Annotated in this window: 14 protein-coding genes; 1 reads left to right on the top strand and 13 read right to left on the bottom strand. The window is 41.7% G+C overall.

From position 1 onward, the window contains the following. Nucleotides 1–212: 212 nt before the first annotated feature. The 12 genes from ACHOLT_RS09755 to ACHOLT_RS09700 all read right to left on the bottom strand — a co-directional run bounded on the left by ACHOLT_RS09755 (nt 213) and on the right by ACHOLT_RS09700 (nt 9110). The gene (locus tag ACHOLT_RS09755) at nt 213–569 is read right to left on the bottom strand and encodes a type II toxin-antitoxin system HicB family antitoxin (RefSeq protein ID WP_425807638.1); all 357 of its coding nucleotides are present in this window, start codon (nt 567–569) and stop codon (nt 213–215) included. Further along, nucleotides 553–816 (bottom strand): type II toxin-antitoxin system HicA family toxin, encoded by a 264-nt coding sequence (locus tag ACHOLT_RS09750; RefSeq protein WP_425807636.1) that lies wholly within the window; start codon nt 814–816, stop codon nt 553–555. The genes ACHOLT_RS09755 and ACHOLT_RS09750 overlap by 17 nt, the downstream gene beginning before the upstream one ends. Before the next feature lie 860 nt (nt 817–1676). Further along, nucleotides 1677–2765: a 3-dehydroquinate synthase gene (gene aroB, locus ACHOLT_RS09745; protein ID WP_425807634.1), complete on the bottom strand. Its 1089-nt coding sequence runs from the start codon at nt 2763–2765 to the stop codon at nt 1677–1679. Next, nucleotides 2743–3270, bottom strand: a complete 528-nt coding sequence (locus tag ACHOLT_RS09740) for a shikimate kinase (protein WP_425807633.1) — start codon at nt 3268–3270, stop codon at nt 2743–2745. The genes aroB and ACHOLT_RS09740 overlap by 23 nt, the downstream gene beginning before the upstream one ends. Nucleotides 3271–3301: 31 nt before the next feature. Further along, complete coding sequence (aroC, locus tag ACHOLT_RS09735; protein WP_425807979.1) at nt 3302–4450, bottom strand: chorismate synthase; 1149 nt, start codon at nt 4448–4450, stop codon at nt 3302–3304. Between the two features lie 55 nt (nt 4451–4505). Continuing rightward, a complete protein-coding gene (locus ACHOLT_RS09730; protein WP_425807632.1) occupies nt 4506–4940 on the bottom strand; it encodes a prepilin-type cleavage/methylation domain-containing protein in 435 nt (144 codons plus the stop codon). A gap of 13 nt (nt 4941–4953) precedes the next feature. Then, nucleotides 4954–5778 (bottom strand): shikimate dehydrogenase, encoded by an 825-nt coding sequence (gene aroE, locus ACHOLT_RS09725; protein WP_425807631.1) that lies wholly within the window; start codon nt 5776–5778, stop codon nt 4954–4956. Between the two features lie 57 nt (nt 5779–5835). Beyond that, the gene (locus ACHOLT_RS09720; protein ID WP_425807629.1) at nt 5836–6366 is read right to left on the bottom strand and encodes a YqeG family HAD IIIA-type phosphatase; all 531 of its coding nucleotides are present in this window, start codon (nt 6364–6366) and stop codon (nt 5836–5838) included. A 52-nt stretch (nt 6367–6418) separates the two neighbouring features. Beyond that, nucleotides 6419–6754 (bottom strand): branched-chain amino acid transporter permease, encoded by a 336-nt coding sequence (locus ACHOLT_RS09715; protein WP_425807627.1) that lies wholly within the window; start codon nt 6752–6754, stop codon nt 6419–6421. Beyond that, a complete protein-coding gene (locus ACHOLT_RS09710) occupies nt 6721–7449 on the bottom strand; it encodes an AzlC family ABC transporter permease (protein ID WP_425807625.1) in 729 nt (242 codons plus the stop codon). The genes ACHOLT_RS09715 and ACHOLT_RS09710 overlap by 34 nt, the downstream gene beginning before the upstream one ends. Nucleotides 7450–7606: 157 nt before the next feature. Then, nucleotides 7607–8077, bottom strand: a complete 471-nt coding sequence (locus tag ACHOLT_RS09705) for an Lrp/AsnC family transcriptional regulator (RefSeq protein ID WP_425807624.1) — start codon at nt 8075–8077, stop codon at nt 7607–7609. 178 nt (nt 8078–8255) lie between these two features. Further along, on the bottom strand, nt 8256–9110 hold the full coding sequence (locus tag ACHOLT_RS09700; protein WP_425807622.1) for a flavodoxin family protein: 855 nt from the start codon (nt 9108–9110) through the stop codon (nt 8256–8258). A gap of 346 nt (nt 9111–9456) precedes the next feature. On the opposite strand from ACHOLT_RS09700, the gene ACHOLT_RS09695 reads away from it, so the two are divergent. Then, the gene (locus ACHOLT_RS09695) at nt 9457–11025 is read left to right on the top strand and encodes a prenyltransferase/squalene oxidase repeat-containing protein (protein ID WP_425807620.1); all 1569 of its coding nucleotides are present in this window, start codon (nt 9457–9459) and stop codon (nt 11023–11025) included. Between the two features lie 321 nt (nt 11026–11346). Here ACHOLT_RS09695 and polC read toward each other — a convergent pair whose 3' ends face one another. Continuing rightward, nucleotides 11347–15690 (bottom strand): DNA polymerase III subunit alpha, encoded by a 4344-nt coding sequence (polC, locus tag ACHOLT_RS09690; protein WP_425807618.1) that lies wholly within the window; start codon nt 15688–15690, stop codon nt 11347–11349. Nucleotides 15691–15936 lie beyond the last annotated feature (246 nt).

The raw sequence follows: 15936 nt of genomic DNA, 5'->3' as shown, positions 1-15936 counted from the left end.
GGGGGCTTTGTTTAATGTAACCTTGGCTATAGGATATACGACTTTGATATTTTGATATTTTGGCCAAAAATAAATTCACGAAAATCGCTTATAGCAAGCTTTATTGGAATTTCTAGGGTATTAAATATGATGCTGACACTCTTTTTTGAGTGCAAAAAAAATTGAACGGGTTTAATTTTCCCCGTTCAATTTTATATTGTCTTATTATTATATTATCCTTTTAGTCCCATGCTTCTTGATAAGTGATATAGAATCAGTTGATTGAGACTTATATTTTCTTTTTTGGCTTGCTCTGATAAGGATCTGTGGAGGCTCTTAGGAATCCTGACATTGAATTTTCCAGAGTAATCATCGCTAATGGGTTCAGGAATTTGCCGTCCGACCTCTAGGGCAGCCTCTACCCAACATTTCTTAGCGTCTTCTATCATGATCAAAGCTTCTTCTGCTGTCTCTCCCTGGGTAATGCAACCAGGGAGATCCGGAATCTCAATGACGTATCCGCCTTCTTCAGATGGATAGATGGAATAGTTGTAGGGTAATTTCATGTAATAATCAAGCGTTTTGTTCATCGTTAATCACTCCTTCCAGAAGATCAATGACTCGCTCGACATATACAGCCTTAATGTGTGGTTGATGAAATGGTACGGATATAATCTTATCATCCTTCATGTATATGTAATGACTGGAGCCGCCCGTTGGTTGTCTTTTAGTAAAGCCATAGTGAATTAGTATTTTATCAAGCTCCTCAAACCGTACTTGCTTGGGGTTATTTTTGATTTTTTCGAAGAGCTTTTGCAATTTGCTCAACCAACTCACCTCTTAACACAATAGTACTATATATAGTGGCGAATATCAAATGGATTTATTGGCAAAGTAAGCCTCTTTACTTAACCTAAGTTATAGGACGCAATATGATTTTTTATATTTCTTTTCATATTCCGGTTTTTCATATTTGGCAGATTCTTAACATGGAATTAGAAATATGGCGTATATAAGAATCTGTTCCATTCATCCCAAATTCATAATTTTCATATTAAGTATTAGCTTCTATCCTATAAGTTCTGGAACTAGCGGTAAGCCAATCATAACTATGCACTATATAAGATAATTGCAATCTAGATTTAAGTAGAAAGAACGATATGTTCCATTGGCAGAATTGCTTTGATATAAACCTGATACAGAACTATCGCTTGTGTTAAGTAATTTTACAGATTGTATTTGTGCAGATCCTCTTGGGGTCTCTGGACTATATGGAGTAAGAAATCCACATTTGATAATCATGTCCGTCCACATATTGATCACCACTTTGTTCGTATTGATTACCAACATAGTATGTGTCTACATCGTAGGCCCTTATTCCCCAATTGGGACTCCATAAACTGATACATATGCTAAACAGATATAAGATGAAAGTTAAAGCACTGAATGCCAATCCGGTGAGGATATAACATTCAGTGCTTTAGTTGTCATATCTCCTCATTGTTTAGAGGATACATGATACTTTTTAAATTATAATGCCTCTTTTTCAAAACGTCCTTGACATAGGGACCACTTTACAGAATATCTGTTTGCAAGCCCTACTTGAAAGCCTTAAATAATTCAAAATAGAATTCCCTAATTATCATCCAATAAGTAATTTAAATGTACTGGCTTTAATTATTCGCGAAATTATTAAATCATTCTGTAATAACTTTCTCCCATGCTTTAAGAATCTCTTCATCTTGCGCATCGCGTACAACTAAGGCATGACCTATACTATCCGGTAAAATTAAGATTTTTTGTCCATTTTTATTTTTTTTATCCGCTTCCATTAAATGAAGCAACGTATTGGGGTCTTTACCCTGGACACTCACAGGCAGTCCCAACCCTTTGGTCAGCGAGAATATCCGCTGAACTTCACCAGCGTTTATGAGACCTCTTGCTTTGGCAAGATATGCTGCGGCAATCAGACCGATGCTTACCCCTTGACCATGCGTAATCCCGCGATAGACTGCCTCTGTCTCTAAAGCATGGCCAAAACTATGCCCAAGATTTAAAAGCATCCGCTGGCCTTTTTCTTTCTCGTCCTCACTAACCACCTTTACCTTCACTTGAAGTGAACGAGTGGTTAACTCCCTGTAAATCTCGGGTACACGATCAAGAATTTCCTGCCGGTGGTCTTCTAAAAATAAAAAAAGCTCTGCATCTCCTAATACTGCGTGTTTAATTGTTTCTGCCAGCCCATTTTGAATCTCTTCCCAGGGAAGCGTTTGCAGCGTAGAAAAATCAGTCCAGACCGCAAGGGGAGGATAAAAAGAGCCGATGAGGTTCTTCCCAGCCGGGTGATTGACAGCTGTTTTACCGCCAATACTGCTGTCGACTTGGGCTAGCAATGTTGTCGGGATTTGGACAAAAGGAATCCCCCGCATATAAATACTGGCAAAAAATCCCGCTAGATCCCCAATCACTCCGCCGCCAAGAGCAAGTACAACACTGTGTCGATCCGCCCCGCATGCCACTGCTTCAGAAGTCAAAGCACTTAGCTGTTCAAGAGACTTTCCCTCTTCACCCGCAGGAACGTATAATATGTCATATTGAAAAGCCAAAAGGCCCTTAAGCAAACGTTGTAAATAATATTCACCAACTGTTGGATGGGTAATAACCAGCAGGTGGTGACTGCTTCCAATCTTTTGTTCCAGAAATTCCCCTAAATCTTCCAGTGACGCTCCTAAAAATATCGAATAAGGATGCGTTGCACTAACCTCAATCTGCTGATTCACCCTCAATCCTCCCCCCGATATTACAAATAATTTCTTCAACAACCTGATCGACGTCCATTTCCGTTGTATTGATAATAAGCTCCGCTTTATTATAGATCGGCTGCCGAGCTATTAAGAGCCGTTCATCTTCATCACGCTTTGATTTAAATAAAGGACGGTCATTACTCTTTCCAACCCGTTCGAGAATAGTATCTATTGGGGCATATAAGGCAATCACATAACCCATTTGCGTAAGCACCTTCCAGTTCTCGGGGTTCAGGACCGCTCCTCCCCCTGTTGCAATCACACAATGTTTACGCTCAAGAAGGCTCTTGATAAGTGCTTCCTCCTCCGAACGAAAATAAGTTTCGCCATGTTTACGGAATATTTCAGAGACGCTCATACCATTGATTTTTTCTATTTCCAAATCAGTATCCACAAAATCCCAATTCAACTGTTGGGCTAATCTCTTACCGACCGAAGTTTTTCCCGTACTCATAAATCCAATTAAGACGATATTTAGAATTTTCACCTAGTTTAACCCACTCCTACAGTTTCAATGTTTATTGTGACTTCAGATATTCTCGGTAATCATCAACAACTCTTTTTAACTCCTGCATCGTATCTCCAGGGAATTTCTCCAAAACAGCTTGAGCGATCTCCCAAGCGACCACATTTTCCAGAACAACCAGTGCTGCCGGTACAGCACAAACATCACTCCGTTCGATGCTCGCTTTAACTTCCTCTTTCGTTTCCATGTTAATCGTTTGTAAGGGATGATAAAGGGTCGGGATAGGTTTCATGGCAGCCTGAAGAACGACGGGTTCTCCGTTCGTCATTCCGCCTTCAATTCCCCCGGCATTGTTGCTGATTCGTCGATATCCTTCCCCGGCATTATACGCAATCGGATCGTGAACTTCGGATCCGAAACGCTGAGCTGCCTCAAAGCCTAATCCAAAGGCAACGCCCTTCATTGCCTGAACCGATAAAACAGCCTGAGCTAATTTTCCGTCTAATTTTCGATCCCATTGAACATATGAACCGAGTCCAGCCGGTAAATTTAAAACTTGAATTTCTAAGATTCCACCCAGTGACTCACCGGAACGCTTAGCTTCTTCAAGCTGCTCGAATAACCGCTTTTCCCCTTCCTGATCTCCAACTTTCCATTCGGAAACCGCCACACGCTCCCATTCTTGATCTGTATTTCCCCATTGGGGCTTAACCGCCCCTACGGCAACAACATGTCCCCGAATTTGGATTCCCAGATTTTTCAGCAATTGGCGAGCAATATTGCCAACGGCTACTCTCATTGCTGTTTCACGCGCACTGGCCCTCTCTAAGACATTTCGAATTTCCGTATGATATTTTAGTGAACCCGTTAAGTCTGCATGTCCCGGACGTGGAGCGATAACCTTTTTGCTTTCCCAATCGACTTCTTTTTCAGGGGTCATGACTTTTTCCCAATTCGCCCAATCCCGATTGATAACCTCTAAGGCTACAGGTGCACCTGTTGTTAATTCGCCTCGTACTCCTGCGGTAATAAGCACTTGGTCTTGCTCGATTTTCATTCTCCCGCCTCGGCCAGGGCCTTTTTGTCTCTCCTGAAGGGCTTGGTCTATCTCTGGTTTTGAAATCGTTAATCCAGCCGGTAAACCCTCCACAATTCCCGTCAGTTTAGGTCCATGGGACTCTCCTGCAGTCAAATAACGCAACATCCATATTTCCTCCGTTAACTCGTTATAATTTTAATAAACGCACTTAAAAATGTTACTGTACTGTTTCTTCCCGAATTCGAGCTGTTACAGGCATTAAGATTATATTTTTACGCAACTTTCCTGCGTTTAAAGCAACTGTCCCGCCTATATTCGGCGTACCTGAAGCCGAAAAACTAAAATCATTAGGGTCATTGTAAAAGGTAACTCCTTTAGGCAGATAAATATCCCTTACTGTTTTTCCTGCGCACGTTACACGGTAAAAACGTGCACTATAAAAGAATTTAACTTCATACCAGGTACGCTCTGAAAGGGCAGCCTGCCGAGCATCGCGCAATTCCTGAGTAAGCTGAGTCGCCGCTATGGATAAATTCCGCTCCTTTTGCTGAACACCCAGTTTAGCCAGTAAGACAAAGCCTGTTCCAGAAAGAAGAGCAAGAACTAATAGCAATTCGAGCAAAGTATAGCCTAAACTCGATGGTCGCGGCATCTTTTAACCCCCTTCAATTTTTGCCGATAGCCTCAAGAAGCCCTTTTTTCATCGCCTCTATAGGCGCTTGTCCTCCAAGCCAAAATTCCCAAGCCAATGCTCCTTGATAAAGAAGCATTCCTGCTCCATTGAGAGTACGACAGCCAAGCTCCCTTGCTTCCCTCAAAAAAGGGGTCTCCCAGGGATTAAAAATAATATCAATAACTACGGCCTGAGTCGAAATTCCTTTTAAGGAAAAGGGGTACTGCTCTTGCTTTAACCCTACGGACGTTGTTTGTATTACCACATCAGCAGAATTAAGCCAATTTCCAGCCTCCCACGGTGCGGTTGCCGCTTCTCCGTCATGCTGGTTAACCCAGTCTGCAAGCCGTTTGGCACGTTCATTTGTGCGATTTAAAATGACTATTTTAACATTGTACGGTATTAATGCCATGGCAATCCCTTTGGCAGCACCTCCTGCACCTAGGATAACAACCTGCATGCCTTTTTCTAATGTACTTATTTCTTGAAGGGAACGGACAAAACCATTTCCATCCGTATTATGGCCGATTAATCGTCCCGCTTCGACTTTCACAGTATTAACGGCTCCTGCCTCTAAAGCCTCAGGTGTAAGTTCATCGAGAAAGGGAATAATCTGTTCCTTATAAGGGATTGTCACATTCCAGCCTGAAAAGCCAAGAGCCTTCAATCCTTGAATAGCTTGAAGGAGATCATTCGGCTCAACCTTTAAACGCAGATAATCCGCTTCAATACCAAAAGCCTGATAGCCCCCCCGATGCATCGCCGGCGATAGAGAATGGGCGATTGGATTACCGATCACTGCAAAATGCTTTTCCATAACTAACCTCTCTCTTTTTAATTATACAAAACGGAATGGCCTCCCATTCCGTTCATGCTATCGCGCTTTCGGACTATGCGGTTTAGCTGCTGTAAAACGTTTCATCAGCCAGATAAGAACCCGCTCAGCCCTGCGCATAAGCCGTGTTCCAATAAATTCCCGATCACTTATGGGCACCACGAGAATCGTTGAGAGACCCAAGCGGTTTCCCCCGAGAATATCTGTAAACAGTTGATCTCCAATCACAACTGTGTCCTCTTTTTCGGTACCGATAATTTGCATTCCCGCTCGAAAAGCACGCCGGCGCGGCTTCGTCGCTCGAAAGACAAAGGGAATTCCCAAGCGATCAGCGACAACGGCAACCCGCTGCTTCCTCTTATTATTCGAAACAACACATGCCTTAATCCCGGCAGCATGAACTTTTTCAAACCACTCAGTGACCTTTGGTCCAACCTCTAAGTCATTCCAAGGCGTCATCGTATTATCTAAATCAATGATCAATCCGCGAATTCCTTGCTGAACTAATTGATCAACAGATATGCTGTCTAAAGATTTTGCTTGAAAGGTAGGCCTAAATAACTCGAACATGTTACCTCCCAAAGTTGCCAGTTTTTACTTATTATATCTTAGCGGGAGGCACTTATGCAAATACAAACTGCACTAAAATCATATAAATTAGGGTTCCTCCGCCAATGCTTAATAAAACATTATTTTTCCATTGGTGAAGCAAAACAATGCAAATGATAGCAATTCCTTCAGGAAGACCGTGCGGCGCTGAAAGAAGGGATACATTTTTTAAGCAATAGACAATGAGCATCCCGATGGCCGCATAGGGCAGGACCTCTCCTAGGTAAAGAATATACTGAGGAGTTTCACGGTTCGCTGGAAAAAGAAAAAACGGCAGTGACCTTGTCAAAAAGGTCCCGAAAGCGATGATCAAAATCAGGATGATTGATTGCTGGACGGTAAGCAGCATTTCTCTACCCCCTTCTCGAAGGATTTTCGGTATCCGGTCAAAGATAGGATAATCAAAGCCATTGCCGGGATGATGAAGTTAGACGGCCCCAGCACGAGCAGGCAAAGAACAGATGCCGCAATACCGATTAAGGCAGGAGCATGCTTTTCTTGGGATTTCCACTGATTAAGAAAGATGACTACAAACAAAGCGGTCATGACAAAGTCTATACCCTTTGTATTAAAAGAAACAAGCGAACCAAGAATGCCGCCAATTGCACAGGCTGTAATCCAATAAAAATGGTTAAGTAAGGTAATAAAAAACATAAACCAACCTCTGTCCACTCCCTCAGGGGGTTCTGCAGCACAGAGAAGGGAAAAGGTTTCATCGACAAGCCCAAACATCATGTACGTCTTTTTCTTTCCTGCTTCACTGAATTTGTCTAAGAGTGACAATCCATAAAATAAATGCCGCGCATTAACCATAAGTGTCATAATGAAGGCATTCAACGGGTCAAATGCCGCAGTGAGAATATTAATAGCAACATATTGCATGGAGCCGGCAAAGATTATAATACTCATAAAGATTGCCCAGATAAAAGAATAGCCCTTACTGTTTAAGAGTATGCCGAAAGCTATTCCAAGAAACATATATCCTGTTAAAACAGGAATAGTATGGGGAAATGCCGCCTTTAGCGCTTTTATTTTTTCCTGCATCGTTCTTCTTCTCCAATCCACTTTTTCACGACCGTTATATAACAATTTAATTACTTTTAAGTTCTATAGTTTTTTATGAAACAACTTTTTCTCTTTTTCTCTTCTTATCTTTTTCTCTACTAACTAATTACCTTATTCATTTTTACTATAATTTTAGTTAATTGCCTAAAGGTATCGATAGTGTGCGCTTTTCAGTTTGCATAACCATACTGGTTTCCACTCGGTTTACGCCGGGGATTGCCATTAACGTATCAATCACAAAATCCCGATATACAACCATATCCTGCGCCACGATTTTTAGAAGATAATCCCTCTCTCCGGTAATCGTATAGCACTCCAAAACGTTGGGAATATGATTAATCTTTTCTACGAAGGAATTTGCGGTCTCGCGTGTCAATGGAGATAGGTTGACCATGGCAAAAGCAATCGTTTCCATACCCAGCTTTTTTTCATCGACAAACATTGTAAATTGTTGAATTACACCTTGTTCCCGCAAGCTCTTCGTTCTTGCCAAACACGCGGAAGGCGACAAACCGATCGCTTTTGACAGCTCGAGATTAGAAATCGAAGCGTCTTCCTGTAATGCGTAAATAATTGCTTTATCATAATGATCGAGTGCATTTTCCATAAATATTATTTTCCTTTCACTAATTTATAGAGAATAATATACTGTATTATTTAATTTATACTCTATAATATTCTGTCGTGTCAAGGCCTATTGCTAAATCCATAAAATAAAAGAGCTGTAAAGTATGTTTTTTTAATACTCTGCAGCTCTTTTAATATCAAATTCAGTTAATTAACGGTTATTTTTCGATTAGATTTTCTTGGGGAGGTTCAAGCCAAGTACTCCCTTTGTATAGGGTACGTACAGCCGCCAACTCTTTCCGTCGCGCAACGAATTCCTGAACCTTTTCGCGCAGCCAATTATGGAAATGCTCCTTTAAATATTCTTTTTCAAATCGCTTCCCAGTTTCCCCGTATCTCCACTGAATTCCATTTTCCCCGGCAACTAAGTCGGCAGTTTGACCACAGATCGGACAAACCGCTTTTCCAGGCTCAGGGAATTTCCACATTTCAGACCAACATGCAGGACATTCCCCGCCCAAGGCTGAACGACTATTGCCGAATAAAGCCTGCCCCATCTCCCGGGCACGGGCTAAAGCACCTTCGCCAATAATCCCTTCTCCAGGCAAAGCTCCAAAAAACAGATGGCTATCCTTTACCTCAAAGCCCATAAATCGTGCCATTGAATTTAATGCTGATAGCGTATACCCCTCCCATCCTTTAATTCCGTATGTAGAGATAATAACACATGGTTTACCCCACAAATCATCAAGGATTTGAGTTAAGGCAATCATACGGTCCGCCAAAACTTTAATTACGGCGGCAGGACCAAGAACATAGTCCGGTGCGGAAATAATAATCCCGTCAGCAGCTTTGATTTTATCAATTAGAAAATACAAGTCATCTTCATGGACACAAGGCTTGCCAGGAATCAAGCACGCATAGCACGCTTTGCATAATTTTAAATCAAGATCGGCCAGCCTGATCAGCTCAAGCTCGCAGTCCTCCCCTGCTGCTTTAGCCACCTCTTGAGTTAGGATCTCACCATTTGCAGTTTTTCGTTGGGAAGCTACTAATCCCAAAATCCGCCTCATCGTTTTACCTCCTCAATCTCTTGATATTTACAATCCTTAACAAAGCAGTATAAAACAGAATATTCTCTATTTTTAAGTCTATTCACTTTGATAATTTTGTTATATTATTTCTTATTGGTCTTAACGTTGGGCAGCAATAGGACGCAAGGTCGGTTCTAATGGGTTAAGACTAATTGCATTATTAAATTATCGTTTACTTTGTATGCTCATATTCGTGTACAGTTGTTCCTTTTCCTGCTTATTCAGTGTAAAGCAAGTTAGACTTTTATAGAAATCCCTTATATGACGTAACCATAAACATAAATCATGTTAAGGCATACGATAATACGAGGATGGAGGGGGTAGGGTGGAACTAAAAAATGATATCCAAGAAAGTCTAAAAAATGCAGAAATATATGTAACTGAGGGTATAGAACAGATTCTATCGGGAAATCTCGATGAAAATCACGGTGTATCACCTAGCCCGGGGGCAACAGCATTAGGGATACTTGCTTTGCTTGCAGCCGGAAAAGGCTTTGAGAACGCTCAAATGAGAGCAGTACAATGGCTCAAGAATAATTATAACAATGGATGGGGCAAAACCCCTGGAGATACGGCGGACGAAGAAATAACCAAAATAGCTAATATGGCTCTTTATGGAAGTCAAGGCGGGTGGATGGCCAAGATTCAACTCTTATCTCAGGTAAGACAATTTTCCAATATGATTTTATCGTTAGGGGAAGAGGTTGTTCCCGGCCTAGAGGGACCAAAACCCGAGGAGATCATGATTCCAACGATTCTTGAAGATAAAGTTTTAGTAAAGTTACCCCTTTATGGCAGACCCGTTGTAGTTGCGGCATCGCTTCTTGCCTCGGATTCTCAAGAGGGAATAATAAAAGGAATTCAATATCTTCTGGAAACACAAATGCCTGATGGTTCCTGGTCTGAGGATATTATTGCAACCAGCCTCGCGATTCTTGCGATCACACGCAAGGGCAGTTATCCTGAAACAATAGAAAGAGCTGGTCGTTGGCTGGTGCAGAGGCAGTATCAAAGCGGTGCTTGGCCTGCATTTGATCAACTTAAAACCTGGGCTATGGGATGGGCGGTTTCTATTATGGGAGAGAAAAGCAGGAGAATAGATATCCCCTGGTTTTCACAAGCCGTAGACTGGTTGATACAAGGTCGGAATGAAGATGGAAGCTATGGAAGCGCTCCTCCATTTACACATTCGGATTTTGATGATACTGCAGTTGCCTTAATCGGTTTGCATCAGGCGGGTAAAGAAAGTGATTTAAGTCTTAAACTTCTAAAAGAATTACAAAATGATGATGGCAGCTGGGGAACGTTTCCAAGTTTTCAAGGAAAACCTCCCTCGATTTCTTCTGGATTTCCAGTATATATTCCGAGTGTTGACGTAAGCATTCACGTTCTAGAAGCTCTATGGAGGCCTTCAATTTTTCAAGAAGCACAGGTTTGGCGCGGATTAAATTGGCTATTATCTCAACAAGATGACGAAGGTGCATTTCCAAGTTCTTGGTTTGAAGGACCAATTTATAGCACTGCACAAGCGATCGAACTTTTTAGTAAATGGGGGTTTAGTTGGGAACATTGGCATACAGTACGTCAGATGGTAGAAGCGAGAAAGAAGGGGGTAAGGTTTATAGTTAAATTTCAGAATACCAACGGTGGTTGGGGCTCAGTTGTCGAGACAGGATTGGCTCTTTCCGGATTGATGAAATATTCGGAGGCTGTATCGAGAGAGACTATAGATAGAGGGATAAAAAATCTTCTTAGCTCCCAAAACTCAAACGGCTCGTTTACACCTTCCTATCGAGCGATTTATGCAAAAGGCTGGAATTATGAAGAACCGCTAACAACTGCGCTGACGGCGATTAAGGCATTACAAAATTATCAACGGTTATATCAAAAATAAATATTAATAGGAGATTATACTAATTTGCGTATGAAATAATATATAGTCTCACTCAAGGGCAAGGCCTAGCTGTCACTTGACTGCTTTTCGGCAAGTTGCGCCATCCGGGCGCAAATAGCCGCGCTTCGCTCCTGCTCCGCTTGCCGCTGTCATGTGACAGCCAGGCCTAATTTTGTGTCTTTTAATGCATGTGATATATTTAATGCAACTTAGTATTACAAGTCTTAGATAAGGTAAAAGGGGCGTTGCTAACAACTTCAACGAAGTAGTTTTGCATCGCCCCCTTGTCCGAGAGAACTTTCTGTTTTTGACTTTTACTCGTTAGATTAAATCAAAAAGACTCATTTGATCACTTTCCGGAATACCTTTTAAGCAGCCAAATTTCTTAAGTAAATCGATTGCGGAATTTCCAATCTTACCCCGTTTTTTGACATCCTCGATCGAGTTGAAGGATTTTTCTTGGGCAGCGTTAAATATCGCTTCTGCTGCAACGGCTCCCATTCCGGATATACTGTTCAGGGGCGGCCTTAAGCCGTCTTCTTCGACCAGGAATTTTGTAGCATGGGATTTGTATAAATCAATAGGCAGGAAATTAAAGCCTCTTTCATACATTTCCAAAACTATTTCCAAATCATCGTACATATCCTTATCTTTAGGGGTGGCTTGATTGCCCAGCATCTCAATTTCCTTCATTTTGGCCTTAACCTTTTCTTTTCCGAACAACATAAATTCTGCGTCAAAGGCCTTGGCTCTAATGGTGAAGTAGGCTGCATAATAAGCCTTGGGAATATGCACCTTAAACCAGGCAATTCTGAAGGCCATCATGACATAAGCTGCGGCATGGGCCTTAGGAAACATGTATTTTATTTTTCTGCAGGAATCGATATACCATTCCGGCACATCGTGCTCCCGCATCAACGCTTCATATTCAGCCCATTTCTCCGGGTCCTTGAGGGCCTTTCCTTTACGAACCAGCTCCATGATCTTAAAAGCAGTATTAGGCGGCAAGCCCTTTTTAATCAGATAAATCATGATATCATCCCGGGTACATACCGCTTCACTTAAGGTTACTGTTCCCGCATCAATTAAGTCCTTAGCATTTCCCAGCCACACGTCGGTACCGTGGGAAAGTCCCGAAATACAAATTAAATCGAGGAAAGTTCTGGGCATTGTATCTAAGAGCATTCCCCTTACAAACTTTGTACCGAATTCAGGAATTCCAAAAGTCCCCACCTTGGAATTAATCTGCTCCGAGGTTACCCCTAAAACTTCTGTGGATGAGAATATAGACATTGTTTCCTTATCATCCATAGGTATCTTTTTCGGGTCTATCCCGGTAATATCCTGAAGCATTCTTATGACTGTAGGATCATCATGCCCTAGTATATCCAGCTTTAACAGGTTCTGGTCAATCGAGTGATAGTCAAAATGAGTGGTTATGATATCCGAATTCGAGTCATCGGCAGGATGCTGTACCGGGCAAAATTCAAAAATTTCCCGGCCCTTAGGCACTACGATAATTCCGCCCGGATGCTGTCCCGTCGTTCGTTTGATACCTGTACAGCCTTTTGAAATTCGCGTAATTTCTGCCTTATTTACGGTTCGGCTTTTTTCCTCAAAATATTTCTTCACATAGCCAAAGGCTGTTTTTTCAGCAATGGTGCCTATGGTTCCAGCCTTAAAGGTTGTGCCCTTGCCAAAGATAACCTCTGTATATCTATGGGCCTTTGCCTGGTATTCTCCAGAGAAGTTTAAGTCAATATCCGGCTCCTTATCTCCATTAAAGCCTAAGAAGGTTTCGAACGGGATATCTATGCCGTCCTTGTCCAGCTTTTCTCCGCAAACCGGACAAACCTTATCCGGCAAGTCAAAGCCGATTTTGACGCCATAATCGGCAAAATCCGAGTACTTGCAGCTAGGGCACCTGTAATGGGCCGGCAGGGCATTTACTTCCGTAATTCCCGTCATATACGCGACAACTGAGGAACCAACAGATCCTCTCGATCCTACCAAATAGCCATCCTCATTCGATTTCCAAACGAGCTTTTGCGCAATAATATACATGACCGAGAAGCCATTTTTAATAATCGAATCCAGCTCCTTATCAAGCCTCTGCTGAACAATTTCCGGCAAAGGGTCTCCATAGAGCTCATGGGCTTTCTCAAAAGCGATATCTTTAATCGTCTGCTCACAGCCTTCAATATGAGGCGGACATTTCTCCGGTGAGATAGGACTGATCGGCTCACACATATCGGATATCAAATTACTGTTTGTTACAACCACTTCATAAGCCTTTTCCTCTCCTAAATAGGAAAATTCCTCAAGCATCTCATGGGTGGTCTTTAAATATAAGGGGGCCTGACTGTCCGCATCTTTAAAGCCTTGGCCAGCCTCCAGTATTCGCCTGTAGATCTCATCTTCAGGCTCCAGGAAATGAACATCTCCCGTAGCAACTACAGGTTTGTTTAGTTTTTCACCCAGCGCAACAATTTTCCGGTTGATTTCCTTCAAATAGTCTTTATTTGGCACCTGCTCTGTTCTTACTAAATAATCATTATTCGCCAGAGACTGTATTTCTAAATAATCGTACTCCTCGGCAATGGCTTCAATTTCCTCATCCGATTTTCCAAGCAAAATGGTTTGGTAAAGCTCTCCTTCACTGCAGGCGCTGCCAAGGATTAAACCCTCAGAGTATTTTTTATAAAGGCTCTTTAAGATCCGTGGTTTCTTATAAAAATAATGGAGATGAGAATAGGAAACCAGTTTATATAGATTCTTTAAGCCGGTATAATTCTTGGCTAATATTATCGCATGATAGGTTTTAAGCTTCTTATATTCTTCTTTCTTCGCTTCTTCATCGGAGCCATATCGGTCGATATCCTCAAGGGCTTCTGCTCCCCTTTGCTTTAATTTTTCCAGCATGACCTTAAACACCTTAACGGTAGTATCGACATCATCTAAGGCTCTATGGGCAACCTCAACCTTTATGCCAAGATTCTTGGCAATCCTCCCCAATTTATAGGTTTTATAATCCGGAAAAAGCTCCTTGGCTAAGGTTAAGGTGTCCACATAGGTATAATCGAAGTCATAGCCTAAGACCTTGGCATTATGCTTTAAGAAGCCTATATCAAATTCGGCATTATGAGCAACCAGGACACTCCCGTTCATAAAATCGAGTATTTTAGGAAAGACCTGGTCTATGGTTTCCGCATCTTTGACCATATCATCCGTTATGTTGGTCACTTCCACTACTCTTGCCGGAATCGGCTTTTCAGGATTCACAAAGCAACTGAATTCATCGATGACCTTTCCGCCTTGAAGCTTCATGATTCCTATTTCCGTAATTTTTTCGGTTACGGTCGAAAAACCTGTCGTTTCCAAATCCAACACACAATAGGTCGTATCAATACCCTGTCCTTTAGGGTTAGTCACAGACGGTTTTTTATCCGGAGCTAAATAGGCCTCAACTCCATAGATAATCTTCATGTCGGGATTATCTCTTCCTAAAAGCTTATGAGCCTCGGGAAAGGATTGAACCACTCCGTGGTCCGTGATAGCAATAGCTTTCATGCCCCAGCTCATCGCTCTTTTAATCAAATCGGTGGCACTGGTCATCGCATCCATCTGGCTCATTTGGGTATGCATATGCAGCTCAACCCGCTTCACCTCTGCCAGATCTCGTCTCTTAGCCTTCCTGATGCCTTCTGTTTCAACGATAGTATTGGCAATGAGCTCAATTTCCCCGGAAAATTTGCTGTAGCCAGCATTCCCGGAAAGCCTGACACCTTTAGCCTTTTTAAGCCTGGAAACAACCTCGTCGTCTTCACCGGGCTTGAGGAAAGACTTACAGGTCATAGAACTTGAGCCGTCATATAAATCAAAGGAAACGAGTGTTTTTCCGCTTTTTAATTCTTTGGCTTCTATATCGGATATTTCGCCTTCTAGGGCTATCTTCCCCTCATCCGGTGTAATGTCCGTAACTTTAATAACCGCGTCCTTGATATTCGCGTTTCTGCCTAAGATCAAGAACGGATTGCCTTTTTTCCCGTCCGTTTCTGCTTTTATTTCCTGCTTTACTTCTGCAGCTTCTTTAGGCGGTTCATGTGCATTATTGTTTTGAGCGGCCTGAACTTCCTTTTGAATCAGCTGCATTTCTTTTTCATGGACAGCCTCTTGCAGCCTTTTTAATTCCTCACTGCTTACTTGATCAACAAAATGGATTTGATATTCTGTGCCGTACAGGTTTTTTATAGCCTCTTGGATTTTTTGATCATAGCCCCGCTCTTTAAGTAAGTAAGCCACTGCAATTTTAAAGTTAAACGTAATTTTGTTATCTGTGATTTCAAAGTTGCAATTATTGATGGCTCCTCTTAAAAGAGGATATTTATCCGCCAAAAAAAGAACAATATTTTTGAGTTCCTCTTCAAGGGGCTTTATATTCGTTCCTTCAGCGTACTCTACCGTAATTGTGGAGTCGTTTAAGGCTAATCTTTCTCGTATAAATGTATTGAGGGATTTAATTTCACTGATTTCGATAAATTTATCAGCGCTGATTTGCATCTCCAGGGTTTTACTCTTTTCTCTCACCACCACTGCTTTTACAATTGCCGTATTGATGTTGTCCCCTGCAGTATAATCGTTAAAAATTTCGTTGATCCTCTTCATAATGCTTCCATTTTCTCCTTAATGAATCTCGTGTCTATTTATATTTTATCATGCGAAAAGTTAATTTGTCCGAAAAAGTTAACTTATCATTACCAAAATTTACTTTTGACACTACCCAAGGAAATATGATCAATACAGCGTATAGTTCTCTGGAAAGACAAATTTTCGTCTTTCTCATGTAGTAGTTACCACACTCTAAGTCCTCAAAAGAGGGCTTCTTTTTTTATTAATTAGCTTTCGTTTAAT

Source organism: Desulfitobacterium nosdiversum, from assembly GCF_049860565.1.
Lineage (GTDB): Bacteria > Bacillota > Desulfitobacteriia > Desulfitobacteriales > Desulfitobacteriaceae > Desulfitobacterium_A > Desulfitobacterium_A nosdiversum.
The sequence above is the reverse complement of the archived record's forward strand: the minus strand, read 5'-3'. Positions and strand labels throughout refer to the sequence as shown.

Excerpts from the sequence above, each read along its gene's own strand:
- ACHOLT_RS09755 (WP_425807638.1), bottom strand. The coding sequence starts at position 569 with ATGAACAAAACGCTTGATTATTACATGAAATTACCCTACAACTATTCC.
- ACHOLT_RS09730 (WP_425807632.1), bottom strand. The coding sequence starts at position 4,940 with ATGCCGCGACCATCGAGTTTAGGCTATACTTTGCTCGAATTGCTATTA.
- polC (WP_425807618.1), bottom strand. The coding sequence starts at position 15,690 with ATGAAGAGGATCAACGAAATTTTTAACGATTATACTGCAGGGGACAAC.
- ACHOLT_RS09705 (WP_425807624.1), bottom strand. The coding sequence starts at position 8,077 with ATGGAAAATGCACTCGATCATTATGATAAAGCAATTATTTACGCATTA.
- ACHOLT_RS09710 (WP_425807625.1), bottom strand. The coding sequence starts at position 7,449 with ATGCAGGAAAAAATAAAAGCGCTAAAGGCGGCATTTCCCCATACTATT.
- aroE (WP_425807631.1), bottom strand. The coding sequence starts at position 5,778 with ATGGAAAAGCATTTTGCAGTGATCGGTAATCCAATCGCCCATTCTCTA.
- ACHOLT_RS09720 (WP_425807629.1), bottom strand. The coding sequence starts at position 6,366 with ATGTTCGAGTTATTTAGGCCTACCTTTCAAGCAAAATCTTTAGACAGC.
- ACHOLT_RS09700 (WP_425807622.1), bottom strand. The coding sequence starts at position 9,110 with ATGAGGCGGATTTTGGGATTAGTAGCTTCCCAACGAAAAACTGCAAAT.
- ACHOLT_RS09715 (WP_425807627.1), bottom strand. The coding sequence starts at position 6,754 with ATGCTGCTTACCGTCCAGCAATCAATCATCCTGATTTTGATCATCGCT.